Below are 14,861 nucleotides of genomic sequence, written 5' to 3' on the forward strand. Positions count from 1 at the left end.
GGCTCTCCTTATCGGACGGTCGCGGCGGAGGGGGCGGCGGGGGCGGGGTCGTCGGCGCGTTCGGCCGCGTCCTCCAGGACCACGCGGCCGATGATCTCGTAGCGCTCGGGGGCCTTGAACTTCAGCCACAGGCCGAGTCCGAGCCCGCCGAAGAACACCACCCCGACGATCCACGGGATCAGCGTGAAGAAGAACGAGTCGGCGGCCAGCCCGGCCGCGGTCTTCATGTTGACCAGCAGCAGCACGACCACGGCGGCCATGGCGATGCCGCCGACGAGCGGGGCCGTGAAGGTGCGGAACCAGTGCCGGTCCTCGGGGTGGTTCTTGCGGAAGTAGCCGATCACCGCGAAGGAGCACAGGGTCTGGACGATGAGGATCGCCATCGTGCCGAGGATCGCGAGCAGCGTGTACAGGTGGACGTAGGGGTCCTGCCCGGTCAGCCAGAACAGTGCGACCAGGCCGGTGGCGATGGCCGTCTGCACCATGGAGGAGATGTACGGGGACCCGTGCTTGGGGTGCGTGCGGCCCAGGCCCGGGTGGAGGAAGCCCTCGCGGCCGATGGCGTAGAGGTAGCGGGCGGCGCACTGGTGGAAGGCCATGCCGCAGGCGAAGGAGCCGGTGAGCAGCAGCCACTGGAAGGCGTCGACGGCCCAGGCGCCGATGAAGGTCTGGGTCGGGGCGAAGAACAGGTCGAGGGGGCTCGCGGAGGCGGAGAGCTCCACCGACTTGGCGAGGCCGTTGCCGGCGATGGTCATCCAGGAGACGTAGATGTAGAAGAGGCCGACGCCGACGACGGAGATCAGGGTCGCCTTGGGGATGACCTTCTTCGGGTTCTTGGACTCCTCCCCGTACATGGCGGTGGATTCGAAGCCGACCCAGGACCAGAAGGCGAAGAAGAGGCCGAGCCCGGCGGAGGTGCCGGTGAAGGCGTTCTTCGGGTTGAGGGGCGCGACCGGTATCCCGTCCGGGCCGCCGCCCGCGATCAGGACGGCGGTGGCGACGGCGAAGAGGACCGCGATCTCGGCGACGAGCATCACGCCCAGCGCCTTGGCGGTGAGGTTGATGTCGAAGTGGGCGAGGGCGGCGGTGATCGCGAGCATGGCGGCCGCGTAGACGATCCACGGCAGGTCGATGCCGAGCTGGTCGTGGACGGTGGTCTTGGTGAAGTAGGAGAAGACGCCGACGATCGAGGCCTCGAAGACGATGTAAGCGAGGACCGCGAGCATCCCGGAGGCCATGCCTGCGATCCGGCCGAGCCCGTGCGAGATGTACCCGTAGAAGGCGCCGGCGGCGGTGATCCGCTTGGCCATGGCCACGTAGCCGACCGCGAAGACGGTCAGTACGGCGGTCGCGAAGAGGTAGCCGGCGGGCGCGCCGATGCCGTTGCCGAAGCCGACGGCGATGGGGAGGTTGCCGGTCATCGCGGTGATGGGGGCGGCGGTGGCGACGGCCATGAAGACGACGCCGACCAGGCCCACCGAATTGGCTTTGAGCCGTTGGACCTGGGGTACGCCGTTGCCCGCGCTGCTTTCCGTACTCATGGCTCCTCGTTTCCTGTCGTGAGGGCGCCTACTCTCTGCCTGAGTGACGTAGACCACAATCGGCATGCGGTCCGATAATCCCCTTGTAATGCCGACGAGTTGTCAGGCCGGACGGGGGCATAACGGACGCCGTAACCGCCCGGTGATGTTCCGGGAACAGGGCGGCCGGTACCGTCCGCGATATGGACAACCAGGGCGGGATCACGGTTCAGCGGGCATTGGAGCTGCCGGGGCTGCGCAGCGGGCTGCCCGAGGTGGTGGCCTGCGCCGACCGGCTCGGCCGGAACGTGCGCTGGGTGCACGCGGGCGAGGTCCCCAACATCGCGTCCCTGCTCAAGGGCGGCGAGCTGCTGCTGACCACGGGGCTCGGCCTCGGCACCCGGCCCGCCGAGCAGCGCGCCTTCGTACGCCGCCTCGCGGACCGCGGCATCGCCGCACTGGTCGTCGAACTGGGCCCGCGGTTCACCCGGCTGCCCGCCACGATCGTGGAGACCGCCCGCGCGGCCGGCCTCCCGCTGGTCCAGCTGCACCGCGAGGTCCCCTTCGTGACCGTGACGGAGGAGGTGCACACCGAGATCGTCAACGGCCACTACGCCCTGCTCCAGCGGGCCGAAGAGGTCCACCGGCGGTGCACCGAGGCCCTGCTGGGCGGCGGCGGAATCCCCCAGGTCCTGCACATCCTGGCCGACTTCACGGCCAACCCCGTCTTCCTGGAGACCCCCGACGGACAGCTCCTCTACGCGGCCGGACCGGTCGCCGGCGAAGCCGCCGCCGACCCCCTCCAGGTGTGGGAGGGCCTACGGGGCCAGCGCCCGGCCGAGCCCTCCGGCAACGCCGTGGTGGTCGACGTCCCCGGCGGCGGCCACGGCAGCGGATCGGTCCGGGCCCGGCTGGTCCTGCTCGGCGTGGGCGCCCCGCTGCTGCCCGTGCACCGGATGGCGGCCGAGCGGACGGCGGGCGTACTGGCCGTCGTACTGATGCAGGCCCGGCAGGAGGACGAGCTGGCCGCGCGCGGCCGCGGGGACTTCCTGACCGACCTGTCGGAGGGACGGATCTCGGCGGAGGACGCCCCCGCGCAAGCGCGCGTGCTGGGCTTCAAGCCCGGGACCGGCCCCCTGCTCCCGGTGGTCATGCGGCTCTCCTCGGACCTGGCCCCGTCGGGGAACTGGGCGGTCCTGGCCCGCGCCGTCCTCGAGGAACTCTCCTCGGTCGGCGTCCCGGTGCTCCTCGGAGTCCGCCCGGTGGAAGGCCGCGTCCCCCTGCTGGTCTCCCTGCGCAGCGACGCCGAACGCACCACGGTCGCCGACCGGGTCGCCGCGGCGCTGCGGGCCGGCGTCGAACGGGCCGGCCTCGACCGGGCGGGGGCTCCGCCCGCCGTGGTCGTCGGGGTCTGCGGCAGCTGGGCGGCCGCCTCGGCGGGCCTGCGCCACGCCGCGGAGACCGCGACGGCCGCGCACGGACTCCCCGCCCGGCCCTGGTACGACGCCCGGCGCCTGGACATCGACCTCCTCCTGTGGCGGCTGCGCGAACACCCCGACCTGGCGGCCTTCGTGGACCGCGCGATCGGCGCCCTACGGGTCCACGACACCGTCTCCCGGCCGCCGCTGCTCCCCACCCTGGAGACCTACCTGGCCCACGCGGGCCGCAAGGCGGAGACCGCGCGCGAGCTCCACCTGAACCGCCAGACCCTGTACAACCGCCTGGCCCGCATCTCGGAACTCCTGGGCGCGGACCTGGACGACCCGGAGACGGTCCTCTCCCTGAGCCTGGCGCTCCGGGCGCGCCGCCATACCTCTTAGACGGGCCCGCCACCACCGTCCCGGCGCGGGGCCCGGTGGGCGGGTGCGGGTGGTCGGCCCTGCGGGGCGTGTCCCCTACCCGCCCTTCCACCGTTCCCCGGGCGCTGCCCGGACCCGCGCCTCAAACGCCGGCGAGGCTGGATCTTTCCAGCCCCGCCGACCAAATCCAGCCCCGCCGGCGTTTGAGGCGCGGGGGTCCGGGGCGGAGCCCCGGGGAACGGTGGAAGGGCGGGTAGGGGACAGGCCCCGCGCAGCGGCCTACCGCCGGCGGTCGACCAGCTCGTCGTACACCGACAGGACCTGCGCCACCGTGTCGTCCTCCGACGGCCACGTCCCCGCCTGGGCGCGACCCGCCACCGCCAGGGCCGCCCGGCGGGAGGGGTCCGCCAGCAGGCCGGACACCGCCGACGCCAGCGCGTCCGGGTCCCCGTACGGGACCAGTACACCGGCCTCCCCCACCAGCTCGGGAAGACCGCCCACCGCCGTCGCCACCAACGGCACGCCCACCCGCAGCGCCTCCTGCGCCAGCGGCGACCGCGCCTCCCACCGGCTCGACAGCACGGCGACGTCCGCCGCGGCCAGCAGCCGCGCCGCGTCCCGGCGGCGGCCGAGCAGCCGGACCGGCAGGTCTTCCAGGTGGATGCGCCGCGCGAGTTCCGCGCGCAGCGGGCCCTCCCCCGCGATCACCAGCAGCGGCATGGGGTCCAGCGTCCGCCAGGCCCGCGCCGCGTCCAGCAGTACGGAGTACCCGCGCCGGGGCACCAGGCTGCCGACCGCGATCAGCAACGGCCTTCCCACGACGCCGAGTTCCGCCCGCACCTTGCCGGGGTCGCCCGGGTCCGGGACGGCCGCCGGCCCCTCCGGCACGGGTACGGCCACCGCCGCCAGCCGCGCGTCGCGCGCGCCGAGCCGCCGGGCCAGGTCCACCTGCGCGGAGGAGGCTCCGAGGACGATCGCCGCGGCCCTGGCGACGTGCCGTTCCAGCAGCAGGCTGAGGCGGCCGGCGCCGGGGCCGCCGCCGTGCCAGCTGACGACCAGGGGGATCCGGCGGCCGCGCAGGGCCAGGGTCGCGCGCATGCCGGCCCGTACGCCGTGCGCGTGCACCACGTCGGCCTCGATGCAGGCGGCCCGCAGGGCACTCACCGCGTCCGGGGTGTACCGCGCTCCGGCGCCGGTGAAGTCGTACTCCCCCTCCGCCTCGACGGGGGCGCACACGGTGACGCGTACGCCCCGGGCGGCGAGCCCGGTGGCCAGCGACCGTACGTGCGCACCACCGCTCGCGCCGCCGAGCACCTGGACGGTGCGAAGGACAGGGACGGTGACCGGGGAGCTGCTCACGGGCCGAAGCTCCAGGGTGAGGGAGGCAGAGACGTCGCCCAGAATGCCAGTCCGCACGCGCGTTCCGGGACCATACGGGTGCGGATCCCGTACGAGATACCGCTGTGCACCCCCCAGCCTCACCCACACGGGCTAGCGGGGCGTCAGCCTGACGACTGCGCCCCGCCCGGACCGGACGGCCGGGAAGCCGCCTACGACGACGCCCGCGCCGCCGCCAGCAGCTCCTCGGCGTGCGCCCTGGCCGAGGCCGAGTCCTCGTGGCCGGCCAGCATCCGCGACAGTTCGCGGATCCGGTCCTCGCCCTCCAGGACGGTGACGCCGCTGCGGGTCACGGAGCCGTCGTTGGTCTTCTCCACCAGCAGCTGGCGGTCCGCGAAGGCCGCCACCTGCGGCAGGTGGGTGACCACCACGACCTGCGCCGACTTGGCCAGTTTCGCGAGCCGGCGCCCGACCTCGATGGCCGCCTTGCCGCCGACTCCCGCGTCCACCTCGTCGAAGAGGTACGTGGGCACCGGGTCGGAGCCCGCGAAGACGACCTCGACGGCCAGCATCACCCGGGACAGCTCACCGCCCGACGCGCCCTTGGCGATCGGCCGCGGCTGGGCGCCGGGGTGCGGGGCCAGCAGCAGTTCGACCTCGTCGGTGCCCGAGGGCCCGTACGCGACGAGGCGGCCGCCGACCTCCACCCCTTCGGGGTCCTCGGTCTGGCGGATGTCGATGGTGACCCGCGCGTGCGGCATCGCCAGCGAGGCCAGCTCCTCGGTGACCGCCGACGCGAAGCGGGTCGCCGCCTCGCCCCGCGCATCGGTCAACGCCTGGGCCAGGGCCGAGAGTTCCAGGCGCAGCCCGTCCCGCTCCACGGTCAGCTCGCCGATCCGCTCGTCGTCGCCGTCCAGCTGCAGCAGCCGTACGGAGCCCCGCTCGGCCCACTCCAGTACGGAGTCGACCGTGTTGTCGGCGGACCCGTACTTGCGCGTCAGCTGGGTCAGCGCCGCCCGCCGGTCCTCCACGGCCGCCAGCCGCAGCGGGTCGGAGTCCAGGTCGTCGGCGTATCCGGCGAGTTCACCGGCCACGTCCCCGAGCAGGATCCCCAGCTCCCCGATCCGCTCGGCGAGCACGCCGAGCGCCGGGTCGTGCGCACGTACGGATTCCAGTGCGCGGTGCGCCCCGGCGACGAGCGCGCCCGCGTCCACGCCCTCGGGGTCCTCCACGTTGCCCGCGAGGGCCGCGTGGGCGATCTGCGCGGCCGAGGCCAGCGATTCGGCGTGTCCGAGGCGTTCGGCCTCCGCCGCCAGCTCGGCGTCCTCGCCCGCGACCGGCTCCACGGCGGCGATCTCGTCGAGCCCGAAGCGCAGCAGATCGGCCTCCTGGGCGCGTTCCCGGGCCCGGGTGGTGATCTCTTCGAGTTCCGCGGAGACCGCGCGCAGCCTGCGGTGGGCGGCGGCGTACTTCTCCAGCGGGACGGCGACCGCGTCGCCCGCGTACCGGTCGAGGGCCTGGCGCTGCCGGGCGGGGCGGAGCAGGCCCTGCTGGTCGGTCTGGCCGTGGACGGCGACGAGGTCGTCGGCGAGTTCGGCGAGCAGCCCGACGGGGACCGAGCGGCCGCCGACGTGGGCGCGCGAGCGGCCCTCGGCTGAGACGGTCCGGCTGATCAGCAGGGCGCCGTCGTCGAGCTCCGCCCCGGCCTCCTCGGCGCGCAGGGCGGCGGGGGCGTCCGGGCGCATGACGATGCGGCCCTCGACGACCGCCGCCTTGGCCCCGATCCGCACCAGCGCGGGATCGGCGCGCCCGCCGAGCAGCAGCCCGAGGCTGGTGACGACCATCGTCTTGCCCGCGCCGGTCTCGCCGGTCACCGCGGTGAAACCGGGCGACAGCTCGACCACCGCGTCGTCGATGACCCCGAGCGACCGTATCCGCATCTCCTCAAGCACGGGACGACGATACCGAGGTTTCCCGGGTGCCATGTGACGTCACCCGCCCAGACCAGCTCGAACAGTCATACGATTTACGTAGGATCGCCCGTCACCGCCCCGCTATCGGCCCGTCCTCGGCCCGCTGTCGGCCCGCTGTCGGCCCGCCAGGGCCTAGTGCGGCGCCCCGCGCCACCCCGACACCGGCAGCGCGAACTTCGCGACCAGCCGGTCCGTGAACGAAGCGTGGTGAAGCCGCGCGAGCCGCACCGGCACCGTCCCGCGCCGGACCTCGACCCGGGCCCCGGCCGGCAGCTCCACCGTCCGCCGCCCGTCGCACCACAGCACCCCGTGCGGGGTGCCGGTCTGCACCTCCACCGCCAGCACCGAGTCCGGAGAGGTCACCAGCGGCTTCGCGAACAGCGCGTGCGCGCTGATCGGCACCATCAGCAGCGCCTCCACCTCCGGCCAGACCACCGGCCCGCCGGCCGAGAAGGCGTACGCGGTCGAGCCCGTGGGAGTCGCGCAGACGATCCCGTCACAGCCGAAGCCGGACACCGGACGCCCGTCGATCTCCAGGACCACCTCCAGCATCCGCTCCGGGGACACCTTCTGGACGGCCGCCTCGTTCAGCGCCCAGTCCCGGTGCACGACGTCCCCGTTGGTCCGCACGACCACGTCGAGGGTCATCCGCTCCTCGACCTCGTAGGACCGCGCCACGACCCGGTCCACGACCTTGTCCAGGTCGTCCCGCTCGGCCTCCGCGAGGAACCCGACCCGGCCCAGGTTGACGCCCAGCATCGGCACCCCCGAGCCGCGCGCGAACTCCGCTCCGCGCAGCAGGGTCCCGTCGCCGCCCAGCACGATGAGCAGCTCGCACCCGTCGAACACCTCCGGGGTGCACTCGGCCACGAGCTCCACCTCGGGCGGCAGCGGCAGGTCCACCGCCTCGTGCTCCAGCACGCGTACGCCCAGTCCGTGCTTGAGCAGCCCCTGTACGACCAGCTCGGCACTGCGGATGGCCGCGGGCCGCCCGGTGTGCGCGAGCAGGAAGACGGTCCGCTGCCCCGACTGCGCTTGCCCTGATTCCCCCGACTGCACTGATTCCCGCGACTGTGCTGATTCCACCGAGAAACTGGTCACTGCGGCCCCTCCGCCACTGCACGGTCAACATCCGCCGGGTCGAGCGCCGGTGCCCCCGCCCTCAGCCACAGAAAATACTCGACGTTGCCGGACGGACCCGGAAGCGGGCTCGCCGTGACCCCGACCACGCCCAGGCCCAGCTTCCAGGCCTGCGCCGCCACATCCCGCACGGTCTGGGCGCGCAGCTCCGTACTGCGCACCACCCCGCCGCTGCCGAGCCGCTCCTTGCCCACCTCGAACTGCGGCTTGACCATCAGCACGAGGTCCGCGTCCGGCGCGCAGCACCGTACGAGGGCCGGCAGCACCAGACCGATCGAGATGAAGGACAGATCGCCGACGACCAGGTCCACGGGGACCCCGTCGAGCTGCTCGACCGTCAGCTCGCGCACGTTCGTACGGTCCTTCACGGTGACCCGGTCATCGCTCTGCAGCGACCAGGCGAGCTGCCCGTAGCCCACGTCGACGGCCATCACGTGGTCGGCGCCCGCGCGCAGCAGCACATCGGTGAAACCGCCGGTGGAGGCGCCCGCGTCCAGGGCCCGGCGGCCCTCGACGAGCAGCCCCTGCGGCCCGAAGACCGCGAGCGCGCCCGCCAGCTTGTGGCCGCCCCGGGAGACGTAGTCGGGATCGTCCTCGTCCTTGAGGACGACGAGGGCCGCGCTGGTCTCGACCTGGGTGGCCGCCTTCGTCGCCGTGTTGCCGCCCACGGTCACCCGGCCCGCCGCGATCAGCTGCGCGGCGTGCTCGCGTGAGCGGGCCATGCTGCGGCGTACCAGTTCGGCGTCCAGGCGGCGGCGTGCCACTCCTGCCACGATCGGTTCAGCTCCTGTTTTCGTACGGACGGGGGCCGGTCGGCGCGTCCAGCGCGGTCAGCGCGGAGCGCAGCCCCCTGTGCACATCCTCGTACACCTCGACGTGTCCGTCCGCCGGGAGCCCGTCGGCATCCGCCAGCCGCTCCAGCCGCGCGTCCACCTCGGCGTGCCCGGTGGGGGTGCGTACGAGGCCCAGCGCGGCCGGGCCGGCGGGCCCGTGGTCGGCTTCCGCGGGCCCGTGGTCGGCTTCCGCGGCCCCGGGGGCCTGCGCCGGCGGATCCTGGAGTGGCGCCTGGGCCGCTTCGTCGGTCATGCCCCGACGCTACCCCCAACCGCGCCCGCGGCCACGCACGGCTCTGCGGTACCGTCGTGATCACGATGGCTACGATCGAGGAGTGCCGTGAAGCACTCGACCAACTCTCCGACAACCTGGCGCGGGCCGAAGGCGACGTGCGCGGTGCGACCGCGCTCGACCGCTCGCTGAGCTGCCACATCACCGACCTGGACCGGACGTTCACCGGCCGCCTCGACGGAGGCCGGATCCGCGTGGACGCCGTGGTGCCCGGCCCGCCGCGCGCCAAGGCCGAGATCCGCCTCGCCATGACCGGCGACGACCTGGTCGCGCTGGTCGCGGGCGAGCTGAAGTTCGCCAAGGCCTGGGCCTCCGGCCGGATCCGCCTGGAAGCCGGCTTCCGCGACCTGCTCCGCCTCAAGAGCCTGCTGTAACGCTCCCGCGCAGCCTCAGGGTTCCGGCCTAGGCCACGGCCGAGATCGCGGCCCCGGCCACGACCGCGGCCCTCTTACGGGCCTTGCGGGCCGCCGGGATCACCAGCGGGGTCCCCGTCTGCGGGTCCTGGATGATCTGGCAGCGCAGCCCGAACACCCGCTCCACGAGCTCCGCCGTGACCACCTCGGCCGGCGGCCCCTCGGCGACGACCTTCCCGTCCCGCATCGCGATCAGGTGGGTGGCGTAGCGCGCTGCATGGTTCAGGTCGTGGAGCACGGCCACCAGCGTCCGGCCCTGGCTCTCATGAAGCTCCGCGCACAGGTCCAGCACGTCGATCTGGTGCTGGATGTCCAGGTAGGTGGTCGGCTCGTCCAGCAGCAGCAGCGGCGTCTGCTGCGCCAGCGCCATCGCGATCCACACCCGCTGGCGCTGGCCGCCCGAGAGTTCGTCCACGGCCCGGTCTGCGAGCTCGGCGACCCCGGTGGAGGCCATCGACTCGGCGACGATCCGCTCGTCCTCCTGCGACCACTGCCGAAGCAGCCCCTGGTGCGGGTAGCGGCCGCGCGAGACCAGGTCGGCGACGGTGATCCCGTCGGGCGCGACCGAGGACTGCGGCAGCAGCCCCAGCGTCCTGGCCACCTTCTTCGCCGGCATCGACCCGATGGCCTGCCCGTCCAGCAGCACCCGCCCCCGCGAGGGCTTCAGCATCCGCGACAGGGCGCGCAGCAGGGTGGACTTGCCGCAGGCGTTGGGGCCGACGATCACGGTGAAGGAGTTGTCCGGGATCTCCACCGACAGGTTCTCGGCGATGACCCGCTGGTCGTAGCCGAGGGTCACGTTCTCCGCGGTCAGCCTCTGCACTTGCCCGCTCCTCTGGTCGCTCACGCTGATCTCGTTCCTCATATCCGGCCCGCCTTGCGCTCGGTGACGAGCAGCCACAACAGGTAGACGCCGCCGACCAGGCCCGTCACCACGCCCACCGGCAGCTGATCGGCCCCGAAGGCCCGCTGGGAGGCCCAGTCGGACACCAGCAGCAGCAGGGAGCCCATCAGCGCGCCGGTCAGCAGGCTCGCTCCGGGCGACCGGGTCAGCCGGCGCGCCAACTGCGGCGCGGCCAGCGCCACGAAGCTGATGGGACCTGCCGCGGCGCTGGCCGCGGTGGTGAGCAGGATCGCCGCCACCATCAGCAGCAGCCGGACCCGCTCGACGCGCACGCCGAGCGCGTACGCCGCGTCGTCGCCCATCTCGATCATCCGCAGGGCCCGGCTCTGACCGAGGACCAGCGGGAACAGCACCGCGCAGGTGGCGAGCAGCGGCCAGACCTGCGCCCAGTCCCGGCCCGCCAGCGACCCGGTCAGCCAGACCATCGCGCGGGTGGCGTCGACGAGCTGAGCCTTCGTCAGCAGGTACTGGATGACGGCGGTCAGCATCGCGGAGGTTCCGATGCCGACGAGGACCAGCCGGTAGCCGTGGATGCCCTGCTTGTAGGCGAGCAGGTAGACGACGAGTCCGGCCACCAGGCCGCCCACCAGCGCCCCGGCGGCCACCTCGCCGGCGCCGCCCTTGAAGACGATGATGACGAGCAGCGCGCCGACGGCCGAGCCGTAGCCGAAGCCCAGTACGTCCGGGGAGCCGAGCGGGTTGCGCGAGACGGACTGGAAGAGGGCGCCGGCCATGCCGAGGGCCGCGCCGACCAGCACCGCGACCAGGACCCGCGGCAGCCGCAGGTCGTTGACGATGAACTCGTGCGCCGGGGTGCCGTTGCCCAACAGGGTCTGCACGACGTCCCACGGGGCGATGTCGAAGTCGCCGGTGCCGATGAGGAGCACGGCCATCGCCAGCACGAGCACCAGGAGCAGCGCCCCCACGCCCAGCGCCCGCCGCTCGACGCGCAGGGATATCCCGCCGGGCAGGTACAGCGGCCGGGGTCCGGTCCGGCCGGTCCGGGCCGTGGGTTCCTTCCGGCGTACGGAGGTCACTGTCACAGCTGGGCCATCCTCTTGCGCCGGACGAGGTAGATGAAGACGGGTCCGCCGATGAGGGCGGTGACGATGCCGACCTGGAGTTCGGCCGGCCGGGTGACGACCCGGCCGATGACGTCGGCGCCGAGCAGCAGCACGGGCGAGAGCACCGCCGAGTAGGCGAGCACCCAGCGCATGTCCGGCCCGGTGAACACCCGGACCAGGTGCGGGACCATCAGGCCGACGAAGACGATCGGGCCGCAGGCCGCGGTCGCCGCCCCGCACAGCAGGGTGACGGCGGCCATCGCGCCGATCCGGGTCCGCGTCAGGTTCGCGCCGAGCGCGCGGGCGGTGTCGTCGCCCAACGCCATGGCGTTGAGCGGGCGGCCCAGCATGAGCGCGAGCACGGCGCCGACGATCAGGAAGGGCGCCACCTGCTCGACGGTGTCCATGTTGGCGGAGGCCAGCGAGCCCACCGTCCAGAAGCGCAGCTTGTCCAGTGCCTTGCTGTCCATCAGCTGCACGGCGTTGATGTAGCCGACGAGGGCCGCGCTGGCCGCCGTACCGGCGAGCGCGAGGCGCACCGGGGTGGCGGTGCGGCTGCCGCCGAGCACGTACACGAGGACGGAGACGAGGGCCGCGCCGAGGAAGGCCCACCAGACGAACTCGCTCAGCGAGTCGGCCCCGAAGAAGCTGATCGCCGATACGACGGCGGCCGCGGCCCCGGCGTTGACGCCGAGGATTCCGGGCTCGGCCAGCGGATTGCGGGTCAGTGCCTGCATCACGGCCCCGGACAGGCCGAGCCCGAGCCCGACGAGCATGCCGAGGAGGGTGCGCGGGACCCGCAGGTCCCGCACCACGACGTCGGAGGTCGTTCCGGAGTAGTGGAACAGGCCGTGCCAGACCTCCTGGACGGGCATCTGCTTGGCGCCGACGGCGATGCTCGCCACCGCGATCAGCGCCAGGACGCCGAAGGCGGCCAGCAGACCGGCGGCCCGTGCGCCGTGGCGCGGGCGGGTGGCGGCCGCCGGCGGCGCCGCGCTCTGTTCGGGGGGACTCTCAACCAACACGAAAGTTAGGTTAGCCTACCCTGCGCGATGCTCGGATCCCCCGAACAGCCCCGGCGCCTCCTGCAGCCCGCCGCCTACAACCCCAGCCGGGCCAGCGCCTTCCCCGCGTCCAGGCCGCACGCACCGTCCCCGGCGTGGCTCCAGGCCGCCGCGCACAGCGCCCGCAGCCCGTCGATGGCGCCACGCCCACCGTGCACACCCGACGCGTCGCCGTCCTCGCCCCGCAGCTCCAGTACGCCGCCGCGCGCCACCGCCGTCCACTCCCCGCAGCGGAAGCCGCCCTCGGCCCCGCCGGCCGGCACCACCTCGGGCTGCCCGGTCAGCATCCCGCGCAGGTCCCGGTCCACGTACGTCGGCCGGTACTTCGGCTCGGCCCGCAGCAGCTGCGCCCCGTCGGTCACCCCGGTCAGCACCAGCAGCGAGTCCACCTCCCCGTTGAAGGCGCCCTCGATGTCGGTGTCCAGCCGGTCCCCCACCACCAGCGGCCGCTTCGCCCCGGTCCGCAGCACGGTCTCCCGGTGCATCGGGGGCAGCGGCTTGCCAGCCACCTGCGGCTCCGCTCCCGTGGCGATCCGTACGACCTCCACCGCGGCCCCGTTGCCCGGCGCGATCCCCCGCGCCCCCGGAATCGTCAGATCGGTGTTGGACGCGTACCACGGCACCCCGCGGTTGATCGCGTACGAGGCCTCCGCGAACCGCCCCCACGGCAGGTCGGGGCCCCCGTACCCCTGGACCACCGCGGCGAGCCCCTCCTCCTCGGCCGAGTCCACCGGCACCAGCCCGCGCTCGCGCAGCGCGACCCGCAGCCCCTCGCCGCCGATCACCAGCACCTTCGAACCCGGCGCCACCTGCTCGGCGATGAGGCGGGCCACGGCCTGCGCCGAGGTGATCACCTCGGCGGCCTCCGTCGGGATCCCGAGCTCGCTCAGGTGCTCGGCGACCGCGTCCGGAGTGCGCAGCGCGTTGTTCGTGACGTACGCGAGGTGCATCCCGTCGGCCCGCGCCGCCGCCAGCGAGTCCACGGCGTGCGCGATGGCCTCGCCGCCCGCGTACACCACCCCGTCGAGGTCCAGCAGGGCCGTGTCGTACGCCTGGTGCAGACTCCGCTCACTGCCCGCGGGACTGGTCCTGCTCTGCCGGGTCATGGTGTCAGCTCCTCGTGCATCGATCTTGTCCGGTTTCCGTACACCCTGATCATCCCGCATGGCGAGACGGGTCTTACGATTCTCCAATGACCACCTCTGGCACCGCCGACCATGGACTGCGGCTGATCCCCTTCCACGGCCTGCGCTATGTTCCCGAGCGTGTCGGCAGCCTGGCCGCCGTCACCTCGCCGCCGTACGACGTGGTCGTGCGCCCTGACGGACTCGACCACCTCGAGTCGGCGGACCCGCACAACATCGTCCGCCTGATCCTGCCGCAGGCCGCCACCCCCGACGCGCGCAACCTGCAAGCGGCCCGCACCCTGCGCGACTGGCTCGCCGAGGGCATCCTCAGCGCCGACCCCGAGCCCGCGCTCTACGTCTACGAGCAGCGCAAGGGCGATCTGCTCCAGCGCGGGATCATCGGCGCCCTCGCCCTCTCCGCGGCCGACGCAGGCATCGTCCTCCCCCACGAGGACGTCATGCCCCACGTGGTCACCGACCGGGCCGGCCTGATGCGGGCCACCTCGGCCAACCTCGAACCGCTCCTGCTCACCTACCTCGGCGACGATCCGGCGGCGGGCGCCGCCGCGGTCGTCGAGCGCACGGCGCGGAGCACCCCGCTGTTCTCCACCACCACCGAGGACGGATTCCAGCACCGGCTGTGGGCGATCAGCGACCCCGCCGGCCTGGCGGCCATCACCGCCGACCTGGGCGACCGCCAGGCCCTGATCGCCGACGGCCACCACCGCTGGGCCACGTACCTGCGCCTCCAGGAGGAGCACGGCTCCCCCACCGCATGGGACTTCGGCCTGGTCCTCCTCGTGGACACCGCCCGCTACCCGCTCCAGGTCCGCGCCATCCACCGGTTGCTGCGCCGCCTCCCGCTGCCCGCCGCGCTGGCCGCCCTGGACGGCCACTTCCGGGTCCGCCCGGTCGACGGCCCGCTGCCGATGGCCATGGAAGCCCTGGAGGAGGCCGCGGAGCGCGGCAACGCCTTCCTGCTCACCGGGGACGGCAGCTTCCACCTGGTCACCGACCCCGATCCGGCCCTCATCGAGCGCACGGTCCGCCGCGACCGCCCCGAGGCCTGGCGCCGGCTGGACGCCACCGTGCTCCACTCGACCCTCCTCGACACCCTCTGGGGCATCCCCGACACCCCGGAACAGATCGTGTACATCCACGACACGGCGGCCACCGTCGACATGGCGGAGCGCAACGGAGGCACGGCGGTCCTGATGCATCCCGTACGGGAGGCGGTCGTCCGGGACCTGGCCCGCCAGGGCGTGACGATGCCCCGCAAGTCCACCTCCTTCGGCCCCAAGCCGGCCACGGGCCTGGTGCTGCGGAGCCTGGACTGACCGGCCCGGACCAACAAAAAAGGGCGGTACCCCCGTGGGGGTACCGCCCTTTCTCAG

General features: G+C 73.5%; 13 protein-coding genes. 3 read left to right on the forward strand and 10 right to left on the reverse strand.

The window, feature by feature from the left end; genetic code table 11:
- Positions 1 to 8 precede the first annotated feature (8 nt).
- The gene (locus OHU74_RS07735) at positions 9 to 1,541 is read right to left on the reverse strand and encodes an APC family permease (RefSeq protein ID WP_371615202.1); all 1,533 of its coding nucleotides are present in this window, start codon (positions 1,539 to 1,541) and stop codon (positions 9 to 11) included.
- A gap of 182 nt (positions 1,542 to 1,723) precedes the next feature.
- Here OHU74_RS07735 and OHU74_RS07740 point away from each other — a divergent pair, with 182 nt between their 5' ends.
- Positions 1,724 to 3,340: a PucR family transcriptional regulator gene (locus OHU74_RS07740; RefSeq protein WP_371615203.1), complete on the forward strand. Its 1,617-nt coding sequence runs from the start codon at positions 1,724 to 1,726 to the stop codon at positions 3,338 to 3,340.
- A 258-nt stretch (positions 3,341 to 3,598) separates the two neighbouring features.
- Here the strand turns inward: OHU74_RS07740 and OHU74_RS07745 are convergent, their stop codons facing one another.
- The 5 genes from OHU74_RS07745 to OHU74_RS07765 all read right to left on the reverse strand — a co-directional run bounded on the left by OHU74_RS07745 (position 3,599) and on the right by OHU74_RS07765 (position 8,856).
- A complete protein-coding gene (locus tag OHU74_RS07745; protein WP_371615204.1) occupies positions 3,599 to 4,678 on the reverse strand; it encodes a glycosyltransferase family 4 protein in 1,080 nt (359 codons plus the stop codon).
- A gap of 191 nt (positions 4,679 to 4,869) precedes the next feature.
- Positions 4,870 to 6,597, reverse strand: coding sequence for a DNA repair protein RecN (gene recN, locus OHU74_RS07750; protein WP_371619605.1), 1,728 nt, complete (start codon positions 6,595 to 6,597; stop codon positions 4,870 to 4,872).
- A gap of 165 nt (positions 6,598 to 6,762) precedes the next feature.
- Entirely contained in the window at positions 6,763 to 7,689 is a 927-nt protein-coding gene (locus OHU74_RS07755; protein WP_371619606.1) for an NAD kinase, read from the reverse strand.
- A gap of 38 nt (positions 7,690 to 7,727) precedes the next feature.
- The gene (locus tag OHU74_RS07760; RefSeq protein WP_330295680.1) at positions 7,728 to 8,543 is read right to left on the reverse strand and encodes a TlyA family RNA methyltransferase; all 816 of its coding nucleotides are present in this window, start codon (positions 8,541 to 8,543) and stop codon (positions 7,728 to 7,730) included.
- A gap of 7 nt (positions 8,544 to 8,550) precedes the next feature.
- On the reverse strand, positions 8,551 to 8,856 hold the full coding sequence (locus OHU74_RS07765; RefSeq protein WP_371615205.1) for a hypothetical protein: 306 nt from the start codon (positions 8,854 to 8,856) through the stop codon (positions 8,551 to 8,553).
- Positions 8,857 to 8,921: 65 nt separating this feature from the next.
- On the opposite strand from OHU74_RS07765, the gene OHU74_RS07770 reads away from it, so the two are divergent.
- Entirely contained in the window at positions 8,922 to 9,269 is a 348-nt protein-coding gene (locus tag OHU74_RS07770; protein WP_371615206.1) for an SCP2 sterol-binding domain-containing protein, read from the forward strand.
- 28 nt (positions 9,270 to 9,297) lie between these two features.
- On the opposite strand, the gene OHU74_RS07775 is transcribed toward OHU74_RS07770, so the two are convergent.
- From OHU74_RS07775 to OHU74_RS07790, 4 genes are all read right to left on the reverse strand, one after another.
- Complete coding sequence (locus tag OHU74_RS07775) at positions 9,298 to 10,131, reverse strand: ABC transporter ATP-binding protein (protein WP_371615207.1); 834 nt, start codon at positions 10,129 to 10,131, stop codon at positions 9,298 to 9,300.
- 38 nt (positions 10,132 to 10,169) lie between these two features.
- The gene (locus tag OHU74_RS07780) at positions 10,170 to 11,255 is read right to left on the reverse strand and encodes a FecCD family ABC transporter permease (RefSeq protein ID WP_371615208.1); all 1,086 of its coding nucleotides are present in this window, start codon (positions 11,253 to 11,255) and stop codon (positions 10,170 to 10,172) included.
- The gene (locus tag OHU74_RS07785; RefSeq protein WP_371615209.1) at positions 11,252 to 12,301 is read right to left on the reverse strand and encodes a FecCD family ABC transporter permease; all 1,050 of its coding nucleotides are present in this window, start codon (positions 12,299 to 12,301) and stop codon (positions 11,252 to 11,254) included. The genes OHU74_RS07780 and OHU74_RS07785 overlap by 4 nt, the downstream gene beginning before the upstream one ends.
- 74 nt (positions 12,302 to 12,375) lie before the next feature.
- On the reverse strand, positions 12,376 to 13,446 hold the full coding sequence (locus OHU74_RS07790; RefSeq protein ID WP_371615210.1) for an HAD-IIA family hydrolase: 1,071 nt from the start codon (positions 13,444 to 13,446) through the stop codon (positions 12,376 to 12,378).
- Positions 13,447 to 13,532: 86 nt separating this feature from the next.
- On the opposite strand from OHU74_RS07790, the gene OHU74_RS07795 reads away from it, so the two are divergent.
- Positions 13,533 to 14,804, forward strand: a complete 1,272-nt coding sequence (locus OHU74_RS07795; protein WP_371615211.1) for a DUF1015 family protein — start codon at positions 13,533 to 13,535, stop codon at positions 14,802 to 14,804.
- The last annotated feature ends 57 nt before the right edge of the window (positions 14,805 to 14,861 follow it).

This window comes from Streptomyces sp. NBC_00454, from assembly GCF_041434015.1.
GTDB lineage: Bacteria > Actinomycetota > Actinomycetes > Streptomycetales > Streptomycetaceae > Streptomyces.

Excerpts from the sequence above, each read along its gene's own strand:
- OHU74_RS07735 (WP_371615202.1), bottom strand. The coding sequence starts at position 1,541 with ATGAGTACGGAAAGCAGCGCGGGCAACGGCGTACCCCAGGTCCAACGG.
- OHU74_RS07740 (WP_371615203.1), top strand. The coding sequence starts at position 1,724 with ATGGACAACCAGGGCGGGATCACGGTTCAGCGGGCATTGGAGCTGCCG.
- recN (WP_371619605.1), bottom strand. The coding sequence starts at position 6,597 with ATGCGGATACGGTCGCTCGGGGTCATCGACGACGCGGTGGTCGAGCTG.
- OHU74_RS07765 (WP_371615205.1), bottom strand. The coding sequence starts at position 8,856 with ATGACCGACGAAGCGGCCCAGGCGCCACTCCAGGATCCGCCGGCGCAG.
- OHU74_RS07770 (WP_371615206.1), top strand. The coding sequence starts at position 8,922 with ATGGCTACGATCGAGGAGTGCCGTGAAGCACTCGACCAACTCTCCGAC.
- OHU74_RS07790 (WP_371615210.1), bottom strand. The coding sequence starts at position 13,446 with ATGACCCGGCAGAGCAGGACCAGTCCCGCGGGCAGTGAGCGGAGTCTG.
- OHU74_RS07795 (WP_371615211.1), top strand. The coding sequence starts at position 13,533 with ATGACCACCTCTGGCACCGCCGACCATGGACTGCGGCTGATCCCCTTC.